Annotated in this window: 20 protein-coding genes and 1 pseudogene; 8 read left to right on the plus strand and 13 right to left on the minus strand. The window is 66.8% G+C overall.

Going from position 1 to position 18517, the window contains the following annotated elements; translation table 11 throughout:
* Positions 1 to 140 precede the first annotated feature (140 nt).
* The 5 genes from ACTJLF_RS05515 to ACTJLF_RS05535 all read right to left on the minus strand — a co-directional run bounded on the left by ACTJLF_RS05515 (position 141) and on the right by ACTJLF_RS05535 (position 4062).
* The gene (locus ACTJLF_RS05515; protein WP_126184733.1) at positions 141 to 2447 is read right to left on the minus strand and encodes a methyl-accepting chemotaxis protein; all 2307 of its coding nucleotides are present in this window, start codon (positions 2445 to 2447) and stop codon (positions 141 to 143) included.
* A gap of 43 nt (positions 2448 to 2490) precedes the next feature.
* Positions 2491 to 3024 carry a chemotaxis protein CheW gene (locus tag ACTJLF_RS05520; protein WP_019656272.1) on the minus strand — a complete coding sequence of 178 codons (534 nt, stop codon included), beginning with the start codon at positions 3022 to 3024 and terminating at the stop codon, positions 2491 to 2493.
* Between the two features lie 19 nt (positions 3025 to 3043).
* Entirely contained in the window at positions 3044 to 3409 is a 366-nt protein-coding gene (locus ACTJLF_RS05525; RefSeq protein ID WP_019656273.1) for a response regulator transcription factor, read from the minus strand.
* Positions 3409 to 3807 (minus strand): response regulator, encoded by a 399-nt coding sequence (locus tag ACTJLF_RS05530; RefSeq protein WP_019656274.1) that lies wholly within the window; start codon positions 3805 to 3807, stop codon positions 3409 to 3411. Before ACTJLF_RS05530 ends, ACTJLF_RS05525 begins: the two co-directional genes overlap by 1 nt.
* An 84-nt stretch (positions 3808 to 3891) precedes the next feature.
* Entirely contained in the window at positions 3892 to 4062 is a 171-nt protein-coding gene (locus ACTJLF_RS05535) for a rubredoxin (RefSeq protein ID WP_007838397.1), read from the minus strand.
* Positions 4063 to 4173: 111 nt separating this feature from the next.
* Here ACTJLF_RS05535 and thiD point away from each other — a divergent pair, with 111 nt between their 5' ends.
* The 3 genes from thiD to ACTJLF_RS05550 all read left to right on the plus strand — a co-directional run bounded on the left by thiD (position 4174) and on the right by ACTJLF_RS05550 (position 7041).
* On the plus strand, positions 4174 to 5139 hold the full coding sequence (thiD, locus tag ACTJLF_RS05540) for a bifunctional hydroxymethylpyrimidine kinase/phosphomethylpyrimidine kinase (RefSeq protein ID WP_184607049.1): 966 nt from the start codon (positions 4174 to 4176) through the stop codon (positions 5137 to 5139).
* 124 nt (positions 5140 to 5263) lie between these two features.
* A complete protein-coding gene (hemL, locus tag ACTJLF_RS05545; RefSeq protein ID WP_440882650.1) occupies positions 5264 to 6550 on the plus strand; it encodes a glutamate-1-semialdehyde 2,1-aminomutase in 1287 nt (428 codons plus the stop codon).
* Positions 6551 to 6555: 5 nt separating this feature from the next.
* Entirely contained in the window at positions 6556 to 7041 is a 486-nt protein-coding gene (locus ACTJLF_RS05550; RefSeq protein ID WP_440882651.1) for a hypothetical protein, read from the plus strand.
* A 17-nt stretch (positions 7042 to 7058) separates the two neighbouring features.
* Here ACTJLF_RS05550 and ACTJLF_RS05555 read toward each other — a convergent pair whose 3' ends face one another.
* Positions 7059 to 7502, minus strand: a complete 444-nt coding sequence (locus tag ACTJLF_RS05555; RefSeq protein WP_026346545.1) for a hypothetical protein — start codon at positions 7500 to 7502, stop codon at positions 7059 to 7061.
* Between the two features lie 132 nt (positions 7503 to 7634).
* On the opposite strand from ACTJLF_RS05555, the gene ACTJLF_RS05560 reads away from it, so the two are divergent.
* Entirely contained in the window at positions 7635 to 8357 is a 723-nt protein-coding gene (locus ACTJLF_RS05560; protein ID WP_440882652.1) for a TetR/AcrR family transcriptional regulator, read from the plus strand.
* Between the two features lie 50 nt (positions 8358 to 8407).
* Here the strand turns inward: ACTJLF_RS05560 and purH are convergent, their stop codons facing one another.
* The 3 genes from purH to dusB are packed head-to-tail and all read right to left on the minus strand — an operon-like array spanning position 8408 to position 11356.
* Positions 8408 to 10015: a bifunctional phosphoribosylaminoimidazolecarboxamide formyltransferase/IMP cyclohydrolase gene (gene purH / locus ACTJLF_RS05565; RefSeq protein ID WP_019656280.1), complete on the minus strand. Its 1608-nt coding sequence runs from the start codon at positions 10013 to 10015 to the stop codon at positions 8408 to 8410.
* Between the two features lie 20 nt (positions 10016 to 10035).
* Positions 10036 to 10272, minus strand: a complete 237-nt coding sequence (locus ACTJLF_RS05570) for a Fis family transcriptional regulator (RefSeq protein WP_007838304.1) — start codon at positions 10270 to 10272, stop codon at positions 10036 to 10038.
* Between the two features lie 19 nt (positions 10273 to 10291).
* Positions 10292 to 11356 (minus strand): tRNA dihydrouridine synthase DusB, encoded by a 1065-nt coding sequence (dusB, locus tag ACTJLF_RS05575; RefSeq protein ID WP_354325559.1) that lies wholly within the window; start codon positions 11354 to 11356, stop codon positions 10292 to 10294.
* 176 nt (positions 11357 to 11532) lie between these two features.
* Here dusB and ACTJLF_RS05580 point away from each other — a divergent pair, with 176 nt between their 5' ends.
* Positions 11533 to 12003 (plus strand): YqaA family protein, encoded by a 471-nt coding sequence (locus ACTJLF_RS05580; protein WP_019656282.1) that lies wholly within the window; start codon positions 11533 to 11535, stop codon positions 12001 to 12003.
* A gap of 83 nt (positions 12004 to 12086) precedes the next feature.
* On the opposite strand, the gene ACTJLF_RS05585 is transcribed toward ACTJLF_RS05580, so the two are convergent.
* The 4 genes and pseudogenes from ACTJLF_RS05585 to ychF form a co-directional block, all read right to left on the minus strand.
* The gene (locus tag ACTJLF_RS05585) at positions 12087 to 12761 is read right to left on the minus strand and encodes a glutathione S-transferase (protein WP_019656283.1); all 675 of its coding nucleotides are present in this window, start codon (positions 12759 to 12761) and stop codon (positions 12087 to 12089) included.
* 64 nt (positions 12762 to 12825) lie between these two features.
* The gene (locus tag ACTJLF_RS05590) at positions 12826 to 13011 is read right to left on the minus strand and encodes a hypothetical protein (protein ID WP_440882653.1); all 186 of its coding nucleotides are present in this window, start codon (positions 13009 to 13011) and stop codon (positions 12826 to 12828) included.
* Positions 13008 to 13525, minus strand: a pseudogene (locus ACTJLF_RS05595) (AAA family ATPase). The gene ACTJLF_RS05590 and the pseudogene ACTJLF_RS05595 overlap by 4 nt, the downstream one beginning before the upstream one ends.
* A 25-nt stretch (positions 13526 to 13550) precedes the next feature.
* Positions 13551 to 14642: a redox-regulated ATPase YchF gene (ychF, locus tag ACTJLF_RS05600; protein ID WP_019656286.1), complete on the minus strand. Its 1092-nt coding sequence runs from the start codon at positions 14640 to 14642 to the stop codon at positions 13551 to 13553.
* A 208-nt stretch (positions 14643 to 14850) separates the two neighbouring features.
* On the opposite strand from ychF, the gene ACTJLF_RS05605 reads away from it, so the two are divergent.
* From ACTJLF_RS05605 to ACTJLF_RS05615, 3 genes are all read left to right on the plus strand, one after another.
* Positions 14851 to 15804 carry a sugar ABC transporter substrate-binding protein gene (locus ACTJLF_RS05605; protein ID WP_019656287.1) on the plus strand — a complete coding sequence of 318 codons (954 nt, stop codon included), beginning with the start codon at positions 14851 to 14853 and terminating at the stop codon, positions 15802 to 15804.
* A 117-nt stretch (positions 15805 to 15921) separates the two neighbouring features.
* A complete protein-coding gene (locus ACTJLF_RS05610; protein WP_440882654.1) occupies positions 15922 to 17520 on the plus strand; it encodes a sugar ABC transporter ATP-binding protein in 1599 nt (532 codons plus the stop codon).
* Positions 17517 to 18509 carry an ABC transporter permease gene (locus ACTJLF_RS05615; protein ID WP_132753510.1) on the plus strand — a complete coding sequence of 331 codons (993 nt, stop codon included), beginning with the start codon at positions 17517 to 17519 and terminating at the stop codon, positions 18507 to 18509. Before ACTJLF_RS05610 ends, ACTJLF_RS05615 begins: the two co-directional genes overlap by 4 nt.
* The last annotated feature ends 8 nt before the right edge of the window (positions 18510 to 18517 follow it).

The raw sequence follows: 18517 nt of genomic DNA on the forward strand, positions 1-18517 counted from the left end.
CAAGGCGCCCCGGATGCACAAGGCTTCCGCTGCCGCTTCAGGGAACACCGCGGAACCGGCTTCGCCGGGCCGCAGGTGTTGCCCCCGGAAGGGGGTTGCCGAAGCGGCACGAAGTGCGCGAAGGCTGGGGGAGAGCGTCATCACGCAATCTTGAAACGGGCGACCGAGCGGCGCAGTTCCTCGGCCATCTGCGAGAGTTCGCGCACCTGCTGCGCCGTGGTGCGCGTACCTTCTCCGGTCTGTTCCGTCACCGCGAAGATGTGCTGGATGTTCGCGGCCACCACGTTCGCCGAATCGGCTTCGCGGGAGGCGGACTGCGAGATCTGCTCGATGAGGTCGGCGAGCCGGCGCGACACGCGGTCGATCTCGGACAGCGCGGTACCCGCGTTGTCGGACAGCTTGGCCCCCTCGACCACACCCTGCGTGGAACGCTCCATGGCGCCCACCGCGTCCTGCGTGTCGGTCTGAATCGCCTTCACCAGCGCCGAGATCTGGCGCGTGGCGTCCGCGGAGCGTTCGGCCAGTCGCTGAACTTCTTCCGCCACCACCGAGAAGCCTCGGCCGGCTTCACCGGCGGACGCGGCCTGGATGGCTGCGTTCAGGGCCAGCACGTTCGTCTGTTCGGTAATGTCCGAGATCAGCTCCGTGATTTCACCGATCTCCTGCGAGGATTCGCCCAGGCGCTTGATCCGCTTGGAGGTTTCCTGGATCTGGTCGCGGATGGAGTTCATGCCGCCGATGGCGTTCTGCACGGCCTGCAGGCCCGAGGAAGCAGCCTGCAGCGACTGGCGCGCCACGGTGGCGGACTCTTGCGCCTGGGTGGACACGCCGTTGATTCGCTCCGCCATGGTCAGCACCGACTGGCCGGTCTCGCGAATCTCGCGCAGCTGTTCGGTCGAGGCCGCCAGCAGTTCGGTCGAGGTGCTTTCCACCTGCGACGTCGTCTGCGCCACGCGGGTCGCCGTGTTCTGCACGTTGCCCACCAGCAGCCGCAGTTCTTCCACCGTGTAGTTCACCGAGTCGGCGATGGCGCCGGTGATGTCCTCGGTCACGGTCGCTTCCTGCGTCAGGTCGCCTTCGGCCACCGTCTGCAGTTCGTTCATCAGGCGAAGAATGGCGGCCTGGTTGGCGTTGTTCACGCGGCTGGCTTCTTCGGAAGCCTGTTCGGCGGCCAGACGTTCGCGTTCTGCGACCGCGGCGCGTTCGCGGCCTTCGCGCACCTGCACGAAACCGATGGCGCCGGCGAGCGCCAGGGCGGCCAGCGACAGCACGAACAGCAGCACGATGGTGCCGGCGCCCAGGCCGGTGCGGGCGGAGAGCTTTTCCTGCAGGTCGCCCAGCGACTTACGCAGCGGCTCGCTGTCGGTCAGGATCGAGGCCTGCGCTTCGCGCGCGGCCACCAGGCCCTGCAGGTTGCCCAGAATGGCCGATGCCTGCGTGCGCATCTGTTCGTAGGTCTTCAGGATGGCTTCGAGCTGCTGGCGCGTCTGCGGGTCCTTCGAGCCGGGGAAGCGCTGCTGCGCATTGCCGTCGAGCAGACCGCGGGTGGTTTCCTGGAAGGTGTTCAGGTCCTTGCCCAGCAGGAACACGGCGTCGGGGTTCACGCCCTCGACCGTGAAGAACTCGTTGGTCGACTTGCCGATGCGCTGCGTCAGCATCACGAGCTGGCCGGCGGCCGAGATCTCGGGCAGCGTGGCGTTCTGCTGCATCTTCAGCGAGGCGACGGTCTCCGTCATCTCGAGCAGCGTGGACGACTGCTGGTTGATGTCGCGCAGGGCGGCGCCCACCTGCGTCAGGATCTGGCGCTGGGCCAGCACGACCTTGGCGCTGGCGTCGGCACGGGCGACCAGAGGATTGATCTTGTTCATCTCCTCGTCGTACTGGTTGCCCACGCGCTCCAGGCGCAGGGAGTCGTCGCCGTTGGTCAGGCCCTGCACGCGGCGCGTGAGGTCGTCGGCGGCGTCCTTCACCTCGACGAAGGCCGAGGGGCTGCCCACGAGGGCCTGCGAGATCGACTTGGCCAGGCGCTGCGACTGCATCAGCGACTGGCCGGTGGCCGCCACCTGCTGCGCGAGGCGTTCGGCGCGAAGGATTGCGGAGCCTGCGACCAGCAGCAGCAGCAGCACCACGATCGCCAGCATGATGGCCAGGATACGCTGCTGCTTCGCCGGGTTGGAGCCCGCGCGGCCGCCGGTGATGTCGGGCGCGATCTCGGCAGCCGCGGCGCCGGGTTCGTTGGCGGCATCGCCGCCGCCGGGCAGGTCGACGTCGCCGAAGCTGGTGTCGGGCGCGCCGGCCTTGCGGTCGATGCGCACGGTCTTCTCGTCCGGAACCTGGACCGTGTCGACATCGTCGATCGATATCGAACCGGAGCCATCGACGCGGGCCTTGTCGTTGCCGTTGGTCACGGGCAGTAATTTCTTGAACTTGTCGGCGATCGAGCTCACGGTCGGTCCTTCAGGTGGTTTTCCGGTACGGCGTGCGTAGACGCTACGCACCAATGCTCAAAAACTGGGGTTGCTGCGAAAGCGCCTGCAGGTTGACTTCCTGCCAGCGCTCCCCTGCCGCATCGGTGAACAGATGTCCGTGCCATGCGGGTGCGTCTGCGCCGGGAGGTTCGGACGCCGTGAAGGCCTCCGCCCCCCGCAACCCCGCCAGTCGATCGACCAGCAATGCGCAGTTGACTTCGAGCAGCTCGTTGAAAGCAACGAGCCGCGACTGGATGCGCGCCGCCTCGGTGGCGGCCAGCGCGGCAGGAACGCCGGTGGCGAATGCCGAAAGCTGCACGACGCCGTAGAGGCCGCCGCGCAGGTTGGCAACGCCCAGGAACCACGGCTCCGTGTAGGGCACGGGTTGCGGCGGCGTCCAGGGAAAGATCTCGCCGGCGTGTCCCAGCGGAAAGAGGTATTTGCCCTCGCCGGCCTCGACCGCCAGCCAGGTGGCGGCCACGCCCGTCGTGCGAGCGGCCTGCAGGCGGCTCGCCAGCCGGGACTGGAAGGCTCTCAGAGCATCGCGATTCGCCATGGACTCGGCAGGCTTTCGCTCAGTTCAGGGCGCTGATCTTGGACATCAGGTCGGCGGCGTTGACCGGCTTCACGATGTAGTCGCGCGCGCCTTGGCGCATGCCCCAGACGCGGTCGGTCTCCTGGTTCTTGCTGGTGCACAGGATGATCGGGATCGCCGAGTACTTCGGGTCGCGGGCGATGGCGCGCGTGAGCTGGAAGCCGTTCTGGCCGGGCATGACCACGTCCATGAGGATCAGGTCGGGGTGCTCCTCCTCGAGGCGGCGCATGGCGTCGTCGGCGTTCTCGGCCGTCTTGACGGCGAAGCCGTTCTTCTGGAGGAGGTCGGACAGGAACACCAGTTCCGTCTTGGAGTCGTCGACGACGAGGATTTTTCGAATGGGCATTACTGCGCTTCCTGTTGAACGGTGCCAAACTGCTGCACGGCCTGCAGCAGCTGGTCTTTGGTGAAAGGCTTGGTCAGGTAGTCCTGGGAACCGACCATGCGGCCGCGTGCCTTGTCGAATACACCGTCTTTCGAAGACAGCATGACGACCGGGACGTTGGAAAAGTGGGCGTTGCGCTTGATGATGGCGCAGGTCTGGTAGCCGTCGAGACGCGGCATCAGGATGTCGCAGAAAATCAGGTGCGGCTTGTGGTCGTTGACCTTGGAGAGTGCGTCGAAGCCGTCCTCGGCGAGAAGAACTTCATGCCCACCCTGCTTCAGAAAAATCTCGGCACTGCGCCGGATGGTGTTGCTGTCGTCGATGACCAGCACCTTGTAACCAGATCCATTCGGGCCCATTGCAAACGCTCCTGCTCATGAGACTTGGAAGCCCGCCGCGCCGAACACCGACGCAGACCGCGTAGCTCTATCTATGCCATGCTTTCAGATTTCAACCATTTCGAAGTCTTCCTTGCGCGCACCGCACTCAGGACAGGTCCAGTTCATCGGAACGTCGGCCCAGGCCGTGCCTGCCGCGATGCCGTCTTCCGGTACACCAACCGCTTCGTCATAGATCCACCCACAAATCAGGCACATCCAAGTTTTCGTATTCATCGGAGCTTAAAGTCCTTGTTCATTAAATGCAACGAGTGTATCTATGCGTATCTCTCTGGCAGACTGTAAACGTCGCGCCTATGCCACCATCCAGGGGATTCCGCACGGCGTATGACCATCTACTTACTTCCAGCAGACAACGCCCGTAAACCGGGCGATCTTAACGACCCCTCGCAGGATGCCGGCCAGCAGACCGAGCACGACCTGAATCCGCCCTGCGTGCTGGTGTTCAACGCCAGCGACCCCAGCGGCGCGGGCGGCCTTGGCGCGGACGCCCTGGCCATGGGGTCGGTAGGCGCACACATCCTGCCGGTCGTCACGGGCGCCTACGCCCGCGACACGGCCGAGATTTTCGATCACTTCCCCTTCGACGAGGAGGCCATCGCCGAGCAGGCGCGCTCGATCCTGGAGGACGTGGAGGTCCAGCTGATCAAGGTCGGCTTCGCCGGAACCACCGAGGCGCTCAGCACCATCGCGGAAACCGCCGCCGACTATCCGGAGGTGCCCGTGGTGGCCTACATGCCCAACCTGTCGTGGTGGGACGAGAACCTGATCGAGCCCTATCTCGACGCTTTCCGCGAGCTCGTCCTGCCCCAGACGACGGTGTTGGTAGGAAACCACAGCACGCTGTGGCGCTGGCTGCTTCCGGACTGGAACGGCGATCGTCCGCCCGGCGCGCGCGACATCGCCAAGGCCGCAGGCGAGTTCGGCGTGCCCTACACGCTGGTGACCGGCCTGGTGCTGCCCGACCAGTTCATCGACAACGTGCTGGCCTCGCCGCAGTCGGTGCTCGCCAGCGAGAAGTACGAGCGGCTCGAGGCCGTCTTCGCCGGTGCGGGCGACACCCTCTCGGCCGCGCTGGCCGCCCTGCTCGCCAGCGGCGCCGACCTGGTCGCCGCAACCACCGAGGCCCTGGCCTACATGGACCGCTGCCTCGACGCGGGCTTCCGCCCGGGCATGGGCCACGTGCTGCCCGACCGCCTCTTCTGGGCCGAGCCCGAACCCGAGGAGGAAGGCGACGAGGACCCGGACGCCCCGCCCGACTTCGCCCTCCCCCCACACGACACCCGCCACTGAAATGCTGCTCGCCCCCCAGGCCGCGCGCACTTCGTGCCGCTTCGCCGGCCCCTGCCGGGGGCGCGCCGGCCGCTTCGGGCGGCCGTGCGCGGCCGCTCCCACTGAAAACCTCTGCTGAGTCCCGATGCCAAGTACCGACCGCAACGACATTCTTTTCGAGCGCGCCCGCGCCGTGATTCCCGGCGGCGTGAACTCGCCCGTGCGTGCCTTCAAGGCCGTGGGCGGCACGCCCCGCTTCGTGCAGCGCGCCCAGGGCGCCTATTTCTGGGACGCCAACGACAAGCGCTACATCGACTACATCGGCTCCTGGGGCCCGATGATCCTGGGCCACGGCCACCCCGCCGTGGTCGAGGCAGTGCAGAAGGCCGTGCTCGAAGGCTTCTCGTACGGCGCGCCGACCGAGCGCGAGGTCGAGCTGGCCGAGGCCATCCTCGCGCTGGTGCCTTCGATGGAAATGGTGCGGCTCGTGAGCTCGGGCACCGAGGCGGCCATGAGCGCCCTGCGCCTGGCGCGCGGCGCCACCGGCCGCAAGAGCATCGTCAAGTTCGAGGGCTGCTACCACGGCCATGCCGATGCGCTGCTCGTGAAGGCCGGCTCCGGCCTCGCCACCTTCGGCAATCCCACCTCCGCCGGCGTGCCGCCCGAGGTGGTGCAGCACACCATCGTGCTCGAATACAACAACCTGCAGCAGCTGGAAGAAGCCTTCGCGCTGCACGGCAAGGACATCGCCTGCCTGATGATCGAGGCGATCGCCGGCAACATGAACTTCGTGCGCGCCACGCCCGAGTTCGCCCGCCGCTGCCGCGAGCTCTGCACGCAGCACGGCGCCCTGCTGGTCTTCGACGAGGTGATGACGGGCTTCCGCGTGGGCCTGCACGGCGCGCAGGGGGTGCTGGGCATCAAGCCCGACCTCACGGTGCTCGGCAAGGTCATCGGCGGCGGCATGCCTCTCGCGGCCTTCGGCGGCCCCCGCGCGATCATGGAGCAGCTCGCGCCGCTGGGGCCGGTCTACCAGGCGGGCACGCTGTCGGGCAATCCGGTGGCCACGGCATGCGGCCTCGCCACGCTGAAGGAGATCGCGAAGCCCGGTTTCTACGAAGCGCTCGGCAAGAAGACGCGCTCGCTCGTCGACGGGCTCAAGGCTGCCGCGGCGGCCGAAGGCCAGCCCTTCAGCGCCGACAGCGAAGGCGGCATGTTCGGCTTCTTCCTGATGAGGGACCTGCCGCAGAACTATGCCACCGTGATGACAACCGACAACGCCAAGTTCAATGCGTTGTTTCATGGTCTGCTGGATCGCGGCGTGTATATTGCGCCCGCGCTTTACGAAGCAGGCTTCGTGAGCGCGGCACACAGCGACGAGGACATCGCCGCCACCATCGAAGCCGCACGACAAATCTTCAGCACACCCTAGCCACCATGAACTCCCTGCGCACGCTGCCGGCCCTGAGCATCGCTCTTCTCATTCCCGGCTTCGCAGCGGCGCAGGACTCGTCCTTCGATCCGAAGAACATCTGGATCAACCCCGGCTTCTACTCGGCGCATTTCGACAGCGGCAAGGGCCTGGAGAACGTCAACCAGGGGCTGGGCTTCGAGTACCCGCTGAACGACACCTTCCGCGTCACCGCGGGCACCTTCCGCAACAGCGACCGCCGGCAGTCGAACTATGTGGGGCTGTATGCGCTGCCCTTCGAGTTCTACGGCGTGAAGTTCGGCGCGGTGGTCGGCGGCTTCGACGGCTACCCCAACTACCGCAACGGCAACTGGTTCCCCGCCATCCTTCCGGTGGCCGCCATCGAGCGCAAGAACTGGGGCCTCAACATCGCCTACGTACCGACGATCAAGAACCGGCTGTACGGCGCGGTCACCTTCCAGCTGAAGTACCGCTTCGGCACGCACGAGTAAGCCGGCCTTCGGCTTGTCTATCGGGTCGTGACTTTCACGAGCCTGGTCACCGGCTTGCCGTCCACCAGGACAGGCTTGTGCTGGTCGTCGGCCAGCAGGATGCCGATCACGTGCTCTCCCGTCGGCGACGGGCATGGACCGAAGCGCGCCTTGATCAGCTCTCCGCCGAAGTCGCTGTTCATGCTGTTGTAGGGACGGCCCGGCAGGTTGCAGCTGTCGCCTTCGGGATCGATCTTCATGTGGATGTGGCCACAGCGCTTGTCGCCGCCGCATTGGCCGGCGGCGAGCAGCCTGTAGTTGCTCTGCACGACCACGCCGATGGAGCGCTCGGCATCGCTGCCCAGTTGCACGACAGCCCCTTCGGGCGGCCAGACGATCTGCAATGTCGGTGCGGACTCCTGGGCCGATGCCGCGCCCGCCCAAAGGGCCGCGGCGAACAGAAAAGCAAGACGGATATGCATGAGAGCTCCAGTTGGAACGATGGATGGAAATGTTTCGGATACCGCGCATGTAATCAATGCATACATCGCGGCAGGGCGCAGTCTAGCGCAAAATAAGCAGCGCTTACATTGAATGCAGCAAGCTCCATCCCCATGGCCACTCGCTCCCCCTCTCCGCCCGCTCCCGAACCCCGCGCCTATCACCACGGCAACCTGCGCGAGGCGCTGATCGAGGCGGCCGTCGAGCTGATCGAGCGCGACGGCCTCGACAAGCTCAGCGTGCGCGAAGCGGCCAAGCGCGCGGGCGTGTCGCCGGGCGCGCCGTTCCGTCATTTCGCGACCAAGACCGCGCTGCTGACGGCCGTGGCCGAGCAGGCGACACAGCGGCTGCGCACACACGTGGAGGAAGCCGTGGCGGCCGCGTCCGAAGCGCCGCCGTTGGCGCGCTTCGGCGCCATCGGCCATGCCTACATCGAATGGGCGCGCGCGAACCCGACGCACTTTCGCGTCATCAGCGAACGCTCGCTGATCGACTACGACGATTCGCCGACGCTGCGCAGCGACAACGAAAAGATCCGCACGCAGATGCGCAAGCTCTTCGACGAGGCATTCGCGCAAGGCGGCGGCACGACGAATGCCGCCGACGCCGCGCACGCGCAGATCGCCGCGCGCGCACTGGTCTACGGCTTGGCGCGCATGGCCGTGGACGGACACTTTCCGGAATGGAGCCTTTCGCGCCAGTCGACCGCCAAGACGATGGCGGGCACGCTGGATTTCTTCATGTCGCTGCTCGCGGGCGCGGCGGAGTCCAGCGCCGAAACGACAGCATCGCCCCAAAAGAAAAAGGCCGAGTCGCGCGCGCCAGGGAAGAGCTAGCGAACGGCCCGGCCGCGCCCTGGAACGGGCGCCGATCGATCAGTGGCGAATCAGTGGCGGAAGTGCCGCACGCCCGACAGCACCATCACCACGCCGCGCTCGTCGGCAGCGTCGATGACCTCCTGGTCGCGCATCGAGCCGCCCGGCTGGATCACGCAGCTCGCGCCCGCGTCCACCACCACGTCGAGGCCGTCGCGGAACGGGAAGAAGGCGTCGCTGGCCACGGCCGTGTCCTTCAGCGACAGGCCCGCGTGCTCGGCCTTGATGCTGGCGATGCGCGCCGAATCGAGGCGGCTCATCTGGCCGGCACCCACGCCCATGGTCATGCCGTTGGCGCAGAACACGATCGCGTTGCTCTTCACGTACTTGGCGACCTTCCATGCGAACAGCAGGTCTTGCAATTGCTGCGGCGTGGGCTGCTTCTTGCTGACCACCTTGAGGTCGGTGGCGGCGAGCTCGTGGTTGTCGGCCGTCTGGATCAGCAGGCCCGAGCCGACGCGCTTGACGTCCATGGCGTTGCGACCGTTGTCCCAGTCGGTGGCGCCGCCCTTGGGCAGCGCGATCTCGAGCACGCGCACGTTGAGCTTGGCCTTGGTGGCCTGGAACACCTCGAGCGCCTCGGGCGTGTAGCCCGGTGCCATCAGCACCTCGACGAACTGCTTGGCGATCTCCTGCGCGGTCGGGCCGTCCACCGGACGGTTGAAGGCGATGATGCCGCCGAAGGCCGAGGTCGGATCGGTCTTGAAGGCCTTGGAGTAAGCCTCGGCCGCGTCCTTGCCGATGGCCACGCCACAGGGGTTGGCGTGCTTCACGATCACGCAGGCGGGCACGTCGAAGCTCTTCACGCACTCCCACGCCGCATCGGCGTCGGCGATGTTGTTGTAGCTCAGCTCCTTGCCCTGCAGCTGCTTGGCCGAAACGAGCGAGCCGGGCGCGGGATGCAGGTCGCGGTAGAAGGCGGCCTGCTGGTGCGGGTTCTCGCCGTAGCGCAGGTCCTGCACCTTCACGAAGCGGCCGTTGCTCTGCGCCGGGAAGAGCGAGCGCTTGGGCGCGGGCTGGCCGATGCTGGCGTCGAAGTCGATGGCCGAGAGGTAGTCGCTGATCGCGCCGTCGTAGTCGGCGATGCGGTTGAACGCGGCCACCGAGAACGCGAACTTGGTCTTGTCGCTGAGCTTGCCGTCGGCCTTGAGTTCGGCCAGCGCCACGGCGTACTGAGAGGAGTCGGTGAGCACGCCCACGTCCTTCCAGTTCTTGGCCGCGCTGCGCACCATGGCCGGACCGCCGATGTCGATGTTCTCGATCGCGTCTTCCAGCGTGCAGCCGGGCTTGGCCACCGTGGCCTCGAACGGGTACAGGTTGACCACCAGCAGGTCGATGGTGTCGATGCCGTGCTGCTGGATGGCGGCCACGTGCGCGGGCAGGTCGCGGCGCGCGAGCAGGCCGCCGTGGATCTTCGGATGCAGCGTCTTCACGCGGCCGTCGAGCATTTCGGGAAAGCCGGTGTGGTCGGCCACCTCGGTGACGGGCAGGCCCGCATCGGCGAGCAGCTTGGCGGTGCCGCCTGTGGACAGCAGCTTGATGCCCAGCGCGTGCAGCGCCTGGGCGAATTCGAGGATGCCGGTCTTGTCGGAAACGGAGATGAGTGCGGTCTGGGCCATTGGATATGCCGGGGAGTTATTTATTTCAGGAGTTTGTGTTCGACCAGCTTCTTGCGAAGCGTGTTGCGGTTCAGGCCCAGCCATTGCGCGGCCTTCGATTGATTGCCCTCGGCGCGCGTCATCACGACATCGAGCAGGGGTTTCTCCACCACGCGCACGAGCATTTCGTACATGCCGTCGGGTTCGGTGCCGCGCAGGTCGCGGAAGTAGCTGTCCAGACTGGTGCGCACGCAGTCCTCGATGTGTTTCTTGCTCATTGCTTCTTCTTTTCCTCTCTCAATGGACGGTGCAGGCCGTCTCCTCTTCTTCGCCCGGCGCGTCGTCGTCCGCGGGGCGCTGCACGGGCATGCGGTCCATGTGATCCGCCAGCCCGTCGAAATAGTCGCCGACGGCGCGCAGCTGCTCGGCACAGTCCTCGATGGCGTTCATGCGTGCGCGGAACACCTCGCCGTCGGGCAGCGTGCGCACGTACCAGCCGATGTGCTTGCGCGCCGTGCGCACACCGCTGTATTCGCCATAGAGCGCATAGTGCTCCACCAGATGGTCGAGCAGCAGGCGGCGCACCTCCGCCACCAGCGGCGGCGCGCGGTGGGTGCCGGTCTCCAGGAAGTGCGCGATCTCGCGGAAGATCCACGGCCGCCCCTGCGCGGCGCGGCCGACCATCACGGCGTCGGCGCCGGTGGCCGCGAGCACGTCGCGCGCCTTCTCGGGTGAATTGATGTCGCCGTTGGCCACCACCGGCACGCGCACGGCAGCCTTCACGGCGGCGATGGTGTCGTACTCGGCGAAGCCCTTGTAGCCCTGCTCGCGCGTGCGTCCGTGCACGGTGAGCATCTGCACGCCGGCCGATTCGAAGTCGCGCGCCAGCTTCACCGCGTTGCGATGCTCCATGCTCCAGCCGGTGCGCATCTTGAGCGTGACCGGCACGCCGAAGGGCTGCGCCGCGTCGACCACGGCCTGCACGATCTCCAGCGCCAGCGGCTCGTCGCGCATCAGCGCCGAGCCGGCCCACTTGTTGCAGACCTTCTTGGCCGGGCAGCCCATGTTGATGTCGATGATCTGCGCGCCGCGCTCGATGTTGTAGACCGCAGCCTCGGCCATCATGGCCGCGTCGGTGCCGGCGATCTGCACCGCAATGGGGCCCGGCTCGCCGTCGTGGTTGGCGCGCCGCGATGTCTTGAGCGAACCCCAGAGCTCCTTGCGCGAGGTGACCATCTCGCTGACCGCGTACCCCGCGCCGAGCGCACGGCACAGCATGCGGAAGGGCCGGTCCGTCACGCCGGCCATGGGCGCGACGAACAGGCGGTTCTCCAGCGTGTGGTTGCCGATCTGCAAGGTCATTTGGAAGGGGGGGAGCTGCGCGTTCGGCTGCTGAAAAATGAGGCACGATTGTAGCCACGCCGCATTTCAGCGACTGAAACGATTTGCGCCTCGGTACCCCGTACAAATACCGGTGCGCGCCGGGGCTTTCTCCCACGCGTCGGCGGTGCCTGCGCTGCCTATACTGCGCCGACCCTATGGAAGCCTGGCTCGACTCTCTCCTTGCGCTGCTGGCACTGCCGCAGTACGGACTCTCCACGCTGTTCGTGGCTGCCTTCGTCTCGGCGACGCTTCTGCCGGTGGGCTCCGAGCCATTTCTCTTCGGCCTGCTCAAGCTCAATCCCGACATGTTCTGGCCCGCCATCGCAGTCGCGACCGTGGGCAACACGCTCGGCGGCGCAGTCGACTGGTGGATGGGCTACGGCGCGCACAAGGTCGCCGACAAATACTCGCACTCGAAACATCATGTGCGTGTTCTGGGCTGGCTCGAGAAGCTCGGCCCCAAGGCCTGCCTGCTGAGCTGGCTGCCGCTGGTGGGCGATCCGCTGTGCGCGGTCGCCGGCTGGCTCAAGCTTCCGTTCTGGCCCTGCGTGGCCTACATGGCGATCGGGAAATTCCTGCGCTATGTCTCCATGACTGTCGCGCTGCTGCACGTCTTCCCGTCGTAGTCGTCGCTCACCGCCGAACTGCGAGCGCTTCGTTCGTGTCGCTTCGCCGACGCCTTTCCGAAGCGGTTCTCGCGAAGGATGACTCAGTTCAGAAGCTCATAAGGACCGCCGCGCTCCAGCGCACGCTTGTACGCAGGACGCGAATGGATGCGCTCCAGGTATGCCATCAGCTTCGGCCGCTTCGCATCGAGCCCGCCGCGCGCCCGCGCTGCCTCGACCACGAAGCTCATCTGGATGTCCGCGCCAGTGAACGCATCGCCTGCGAACCACTCGCTCCTGCCGAGCTCGGCCTCCATGTAGTTCAGGTGGCTCGCGATGTTCGGATGGATGAACGCCGATTTCGTCTTCGCCGCGATCGCCTTGGCCACGGGCCTTGCGAAGAAAGGCATCTTGCCGGTCTCGATGCGATCGAAGATCAGCTTCAGCAGCAGCGGAGACATGGCCGTGCCTTCCGCGAAATGCAGCCAGTAGCGATAGCGCACCGCCTCCGGCGAACCCGCGACTGGAGCGAGCCGGCCGTTGCCGTAGCGCTCGATCACCGTCTCGATGATCGCGCCCGACTCGGCGAGCGTGAGTCCGTCATCCGTCGTGACGACCGGTGACTTTCCCAGCGGATGAACGGCCCGCAGCGAAGCGGGCGCCAACATGGTCTGCGGATCGCGCTGGTAATGCACGACCTCGTAGGGCAGCTCCAGCTCCTCGAGCAGCCAGAGCACGCGTTGCGAGCGGGAGTTGTTGAGGTGGTGGACGGTGAGCATGGGGCTGGCCTTGGGAGGAGAGACGGGGCGCGCGGAGTCTATCCAACAACCCGCTGCCGCGGCTTCACTTCACGCCGGCCTTGCGCAACTCCTCTGCCGTGATGCGAACCGGCTTCTGGCCTCGCTGCACCACGATGGCGGTGTTGGTGCGTACTGCCGCTTCCCGAGCCGCCCTGGCAGCGCGCCGGATCGCGATCAGCGACCCGGCGAGGTCCTTGTCCTTAGCCTGCGACAGCTGCTCATTGGTCATGACGCTTCTCCCCATTCGATGAGAGCCGGCTCTTCACCGGAGTTGTCGTACAGAGCCCAGGCATCGACCGCACCGCGATAGCTGTCGTCGAAGTTCCTGCGCCCAGACGCGAAGCGGCGGCGAATCACGTCCTCAGGAATGTGATGGCCGCCTTGGCGAACACGTTCCGCCACACGCGCGACTGCAAATTCTGCCGTGGGCAATGACAGAAAAGACTCACGTGATAGCCCGAGGCTCTCCAGGCGCCGATATGGCGCAGATAGCCCAGTCCCGACAAGGTCGTTTCGAAGGCGAAGCTTTCTCGCCGACGGACACACCCCGCAATCTCATAGAGCATCAGCCGACCGGCCTTGATCGCTTCTGCTTCCGGCGCGAAAGGAGACAGCCCGGCAGCGATCAAGTCGGCATTGATGAAGCGCGAAACCTGCGCTTCCTGCGGAAGGAAAGCCCGGGCGAAGGTGGTCTTGCCCGCGCCATTGGGCCCCGCAATGATGACGATCTTGGGACGACTCATCCGAGGGGCATCTCACCGGCGGGAATCAGGAGCTGAACAGGAAGTTCATCACGTCGCCATCCTTCACGACGTATTCCTTGCCTTCCGAGCGCATCTTCCCCGCGTCCTTGGCGCCCTGCTCGCCCTTGTAGGCGATGTAGTCCTCGAAGGCGATGGTCTGGGCGCGGATGTAGCCCTTCTCGAAGTCGCCGTGGATCACGCCTGCCGCCTGGGGGCCGGTGTCGCCGATGTGGATGGTCCAGGCGCGCACTTCCTTCACGCCGGCGGTGAAGTAGGTCTGCAGGCCCAGCAGCTTGAAGGCCGCGCGGATCAGGCGGTTCAGGCCCGGCTCCTCCTGGCCGATCTCGGCGAGGAACATCTTCTTGTCCTCGTCGTCCATCTCGGCCAGGTCGGCCTCGATCTTGGCGCAGATGGCGACCACGGGCGCGCCCTGCTTCGCGGCATATTCACGCAGGCGGTCGAGGTAGGGGTTGTTCTCGAAGCCGTCTTCGGACACGTTGCCGACGAACATCGCGGGCTTGGCGGTGATCAGCGAGAAGGTCTTGATCAGCGGGCGCTCTTCCTTGGTGAACTCGAGCGCGCGCACCGGCGTGTTCTCGTTGAGCGCGGTCTGGCAGCGCTCGAGCAGGCCGACCAGCTTCTGCGCGTCCTTGTCGCCCGAGCGGGCCACCTTGGTGTGGCGGGCCAGCGCCTTCTCGACGGTGGCGAGGTCGGCCAGGCACAGCTCGGTCTGGATCACCTCGATGTCGGAGATCGGGTCGACCTTGCCGGCCACGTGGACGACGTTGTCGTCGTCGAAGCAGCGCACCACATTGACGGTGGCGTCGGTCTCGCGAATGTGGGCCAGGAACTTGTTGCCCAGGCCTTCGCCGGTGCTGGCGCCGGCCACCAGGCCGGCGATGTCGACGAACTCGACGATGGCGGGCACCACGCGCTCGGGCTTGACGATCTCGGCGAGCTGGTCGAGGCGCGGGTCGGGCACTTCCACCACGCCCACGTTGGGCTCGATGGTGCAGAAGGGATAGTTTTCCGCCGCGATGCCGGCCTTGGTCAGCGCATTGAAAAGGGTGGATTTACCGACGTTGGGCAGGCCGACGATGCCGCATTGCAAACTCATGGGAGGTCCTCTTGGGTAACCGGCAATTTTAGGCGAGCATGTCCCGATGCCCATCCGACAGGTCTTCCAGCCCGCCGGCCGAGCCCTCGGCGATCAGGGTTAGCACCGATCGGCAAACGTTTGCGCAAACGTTTCCGTAAGTTAACATCGGCGCCCCGGCCAAGACCGGCGCACCGTTTCGATCCACCCATCCCAGGAGACAACCACCATGAAGTTCACCCGCCGTACCCTGCAAAGCGCTGCCGCACTGACGCTGCTGGGCGCCATGGCCGGAACGCCCGTTCTCGCGCAGGAAAAGCCCAAGGTCGCGCTGGTCATGAAGTCGCTGGCCAACGAATTCTTCCGCACCATGGAAGACGGCGCCAAGGCGCACCAGAAGGCCAACGCCGCCAAGTACACGCTGGTGGCCAACGGCATCAAGGACGAGACCGACACCGCCGCGCAGATCAAGATGGTCGAGCAGATGGTGGCGCAGAAGATCAACGCGCTGGTCATCGCGCCTGCCGATTCGAAGGCGCTGGTGCCGGCCGTGAAGGCGGCCATCGACAAGGGCATCCTGGTGGTCAACATCGACAACCAGTTCGACGCCGCCGCGCTGAAGGAAAAGGGCATTCAGGTGCCCTTCGTCGGCCCCGACAACCGCGCCGGCGCCAAGCTGGTGGGCGATGCGCTCGCCAAGGAGCTGAAGGCGGGCGACAAGGTCGGCATCATCGAAGGCGTGTCGACCACCTTCAATGCGCAGCAGCGCACGCTGGGCTACCAGGACGCGATGAAGGCCGCCGGCGTGACGGTGGTGGGCGTGCAGTCGGGCCAGTGGGAAATCGACAAGGGCAACACCGTGGCCGCCGGCATGATGCGCGAGCACCCCGACCTGAAGGCGCTGCTCGCGGGCAACGACAGCATGGCCCTGGGCGCCGTGGCTGCCGTCAAGGCCGCCGGCAAGACCGGCAAGGTGCTGGTGGTCGGCTACGACAACATCGGCGCCATCAAGCCGATGCTCAAGGACGGCCGCGTGCTCGCCACGGCCGACCAGTTCGCCGCCAAGCAGGCCGTGTTCGGCATCGAGACCGCGCTGAAGGCGCTGGCCGAGGGCAAGAAGCAGGCCGACATGCCCGCCGAGGTGAAGACCGACGTGGTGCTCGTCACCAAGGACTCGAAGTAAATGTTGCTCGCCCCCAGGCTTTGCGCACTTCGTGTCGCTTCGCCAACCCCCTGCCGGGGGCAACACCGACGGCCCGGCAAAGCCGGTTCCGCGGTGTTTCCGGAATAAGGTTTATCGATGGCTGACAACGATCCCGGCGCGCCCGTGCTCTCGCTGAGCGCCATGGGCAAGGACTATGCGGCGCCGGTGCTGGACGACGTCTCGCTCGTGCTCAACCCCGGCGAAGTGCTGGCCCTCACGGGCGAGAACGGCGCCGGCAAGAGCACGCTGTCGAAGATCGTCTGCGGCCTGGTGCAGCCCACGCGCGGCCAGATGCTGCTCGACGGCAAGCCCTTCGCGCCCACCTCGCGCCGCGACGCCGAGCGCCTGGGCGTTCGCATGGTGATGCAGGAGCTCGGCCTCGTCACGACGCTGTCGGTGGCCGAGAACCTGCTGCTCGACCGCCTGCCCAACAAGACCGGCTGGATTCGCAAGGCCAGGCTGCACGAGCTGGCCGCGCGCCAGCTCGCCAAGATCGGCATGCAGAACATCGACCCGGCCACGCCCGTGGCGCGACTGGGCATCGGCCAGCAGCAGATGGTCGAGATCGCGCGCAACCTGCAGGACGACACGCGCGTGCTGGTGCTCGACGAGCCCACCGCCATGCTCACCCCGCGCGAGACCTCGCACCTCTTCGAGCAGATCGACCTGCTGAAGGCGCGCGGCGTGGCGATCGTCTACGTGTCGCACCGCCTGGAAGAACTGCAGCGCATCGCCGACCGCGTGGCGGTGCTGCGCGACGGCCGACTGGTGGACGTGCGCCCCATGGCCGGCGTGCGCGAATCCGAACTGGTACAGCGCATGGTCGGCCGCGCGGTGCACGAGCACGAGGGCCGCGACCGCCGCGTGGCAGGCCCCGTGCTGCTGAGCGCACGCGGCATCGGCAGCGCGCAGGTCGTTCGCGACGTGAACATCGACCTGCGCGCGGGCGAAGTCATGGGCCTGGCCGGCCTGGTCGGCTCGGGCCGGACCGAACTGGTGCGCCTGCTGTTCGGCGCCGACCGCGCCGACCGCGGCGAGATCACGCTGCACGCCGACGGCAAGAGCACCCACCACGTGCGCAAGGGCTGGCGCTCGCCGATGCAGGCGATCCGCGCAGGCATCGGCCTGGTCACCGAAGATCGCAAGTCGCAGGGCCTGCTGCTGCCGCAATCGATCCGCGTGAACGCCACGCTGAGCGACCTGGGCGCGATCGCGCATGCCGGCTGGCTGCGCGGCGCCAAGGAGCGCAGCATCGCGCGCAAGCTGGTGGAGCTGCTGCGCATCCGCTCGCGCAGCATCGAGCAGCCGGTTGCCACGCTCAGCGGCGGCAATCAGCAGAAGGTGGTGTTCGCGCGCTGGCTGCACCGCGAATGCAAGGTGCTGCTGCTCGACGAACCCACGCGCGGCGTGGACGTCGGCGCGCGCGCCGACCTCTATGCCGAACTCGACCGCATGACCGACGCCGGCAAGGCGCTGCTGATGGTGTCGAGCGACCTGCGCGAACTCATGGCCATGTGCGACCGCATCGGCGTGATGAGCGCCGGCCGCCTGGTCGCGGTATTCGAGCGCGGAGAATGGACCGAACAATCGCTGCTGGCCGCGGCATTCAGCGACGCCACGGGACACCCAGCAGCCCAACCGCCGACGGTATCCCCCGTTTCCGACCCGACCCCGGTCGCCGCCGACACACCATGAACGCCGCTTCCCCGAAATCCAATACACCGCCCGCGCCTTCCGCGCTCAAGGGCCAGCTCGGCACCTACCTGGGCCTGACGATCGTGCTCGTGGGCATGATCGCCCTCTTCGGCTCGCTCAGCGAATACTTCCTGACACGCGAGACCTTCGTCTCCATCGCCAACGAGATCCCGGCGCTGGCCGTGATGGCGGTCGGCATGACCTTCGTGCTGATCATCGCGGGCATCGACCTGTCGGTGGGCTCGGTGCTGGCGCTCAGCGCCGCCGTCACCGCCGCCGCCATCCTCGAATGGAAGCTCTCGGTGCCGCTGGCCGCCGTGCTCGGACTGGCCACGGGCCTGGTGTGCGGCACGGTCACGGGCGCGGTGTCGGTGGCCTGGCGGCTGCCGAGCTTCATCGTGTCGCTGGGCATGCTGGAGGCGGTGCGCGGAGGCGCCTACCTCGTGACGGATTCGCGCACGCAGTACGTGGGCGACGCCATCTCGGGCCTGGCCGCGCCGTGGATCGGCGGCATCTCCGCCGCCTTCGTGCTGGCGGTGGTGCTGGTGGTCATCGGGCAGCTGGTGCTCACGCGCACCGTGTTCGGCCGCCACGTGGTGGGCATCGGCACCAACGAGGAGGCGATGCGCCTGGCGGGCGTCGATCCGCGGCCCATCCGCATCATCGTGTTCGCCGTCACCGGCCTGCTGGCCGGCCTCGCGGGCCTGATGCAGTCCGCCCGCCTCGAGGCCGCCGACCCGAACGCGGGTGTGGGCATCGAGCTGCAGGTGATCGCGGCCGTGGTGATCGGCGGCACCAGCCTGATGGGCGGGCGCGGCTCGGTCGTCAACACCTTCTTCGGCGTGCTGATCATCGCGGTGCTCGAGGCCGGCCTCGCGCAGGTGGGCGCCAGCGAGCCGAGCAAGCGGATCATCACCGGCGCGGTGATCGTGGTGGCGGTGATCATCGACACGCTGCGCCAGCGCCGCGCGGAACGCCGGCTGGCCTGATCGGCTCC

The organism is Variovorax sp. 22077 (assembly GCF_052044195.1).
GTDB classification, from domain to species: Bacteria; Pseudomonadota; Gammaproteobacteria; order Burkholderiales; family Burkholderiaceae_C; genus Variovorax; species Variovorax atrisoli.

Bases quoted from the DNA above. Each gene is read 5' to 3' on its own strand.
- ACTJLF_RS05570 (WP_007838304.1), bottom strand. From the start codon at position 10,272: ATGAGCAAGAAACACATCGAGGACTGCGTGCGCACCAGTCTGGACAGC.
- ACTJLF_RS05520 (WP_019656272.1), bottom strand. From the start codon at position 3,024: ATGGCGAATCGCGATGCTCTGAGAGCCTTCCAGTCCCGGCTGGCGAGC.
- purH (WP_019656280.1), bottom strand. From the start codon at position 10,015: ATGGCCCAGACCGCACTCATCTCCGTTTCCGACAAGACCGGCATCCTC.
- ACTJLF_RS05535 (WP_007838397.1), bottom strand. From the start codon at position 4,062: ATGAATACGAAAACTTGGATGTGCCTGATTTGTGGGTGGATCTATGAC.
- ACTJLF_RS05615 (WP_132753510.1), top strand. From the start codon at position 17,517: ATGAACGCCGCTTCCCCGAAATCCAATACACCGCCCGCGCCTTCCGCG.
- thiD (WP_184607049.1), top strand. From the start codon at position 4,174: ATGACCATCTACTTACTTCCAGCAGACAACGCCCGTAAACCGGGCGAT.
- ACTJLF_RS05530 (WP_019656274.1), bottom strand. From the start codon at position 3,807: ATGGGCCCGAATGGATCTGGTTACAAGGTGCTGGTCATCGACGACAGC.
- hemL (WP_440882650.1), top strand. From the start codon at position 5,264: ATGCCAAGTACCGACCGCAACGACATTCTTTTCGAGCGCGCCCGCGCC.
- ACTJLF_RS05550 (WP_440882651.1), top strand. From the start codon at position 6,556: ATGAACTCCCTGCGCACGCTGCCGGCCCTGAGCATCGCTCTTCTCATT.
- ACTJLF_RS05580 (WP_019656282.1), top strand. From the start codon at position 11,533: ATGGAAGCCTGGCTCGACTCTCTCCTTGCGCTGCTGGCACTGCCGCAG.
- ACTJLF_RS05590 (WP_440882653.1), bottom strand. From the start codon at position 13,011: ATGACCAATGAGCAGCTGTCGCAGGCTAAGGACAAGGACCTCGCCGGG.
- ychF (WP_019656286.1), bottom strand. From the start codon at position 14,642: ATGAGTTTGCAATGCGGCATCGTCGGCCTGCCCAACGTCGGTAAATCC.
- ACTJLF_RS05560 (WP_440882652.1), top strand. From the start codon at position 7,635: ATGGCCACTCGCTCCCCCTCTCCGCCCGCTCCCGAACCCCGCGCCTAT.
- ACTJLF_RS05585 (WP_019656283.1), bottom strand. From the start codon at position 12,761: ATGCTCACCGTCCACCACCTCAACAACTCCCGCTCGCAACGCGTGCTC.
- ACTJLF_RS05610 (WP_440882654.1), top strand. From the start codon at position 15,922: ATGGCTGACAACGATCCCGGCGCGCCCGTGCTCTCGCTGAGCGCCATG.
- ACTJLF_RS05555 (WP_026346545.1), bottom strand. From the start codon at position 7,502: ATGCATATCCGTCTTGCTTTTCTGTTCGCCGCGGCCCTTTGGGCGGGC.
- ACTJLF_RS05525 (WP_019656273.1), bottom strand. From the start codon at position 3,409: ATGCCCATTCGAAAAATCCTCGTCGTCGACGACTCCAAGACGGAACTG.
- ACTJLF_RS05605 (WP_019656287.1), top strand. From the start codon at position 14,851: ATGAAGTTCACCCGCCGTACCCTGCAAAGCGCTGCCGCACTGACGCTG.
- dusB (WP_354325559.1), bottom strand. From the start codon at position 11,356: ATGACCTTGCAGATCGGCAACCACACGCTGGAGAACCGCCTGTTCGTC.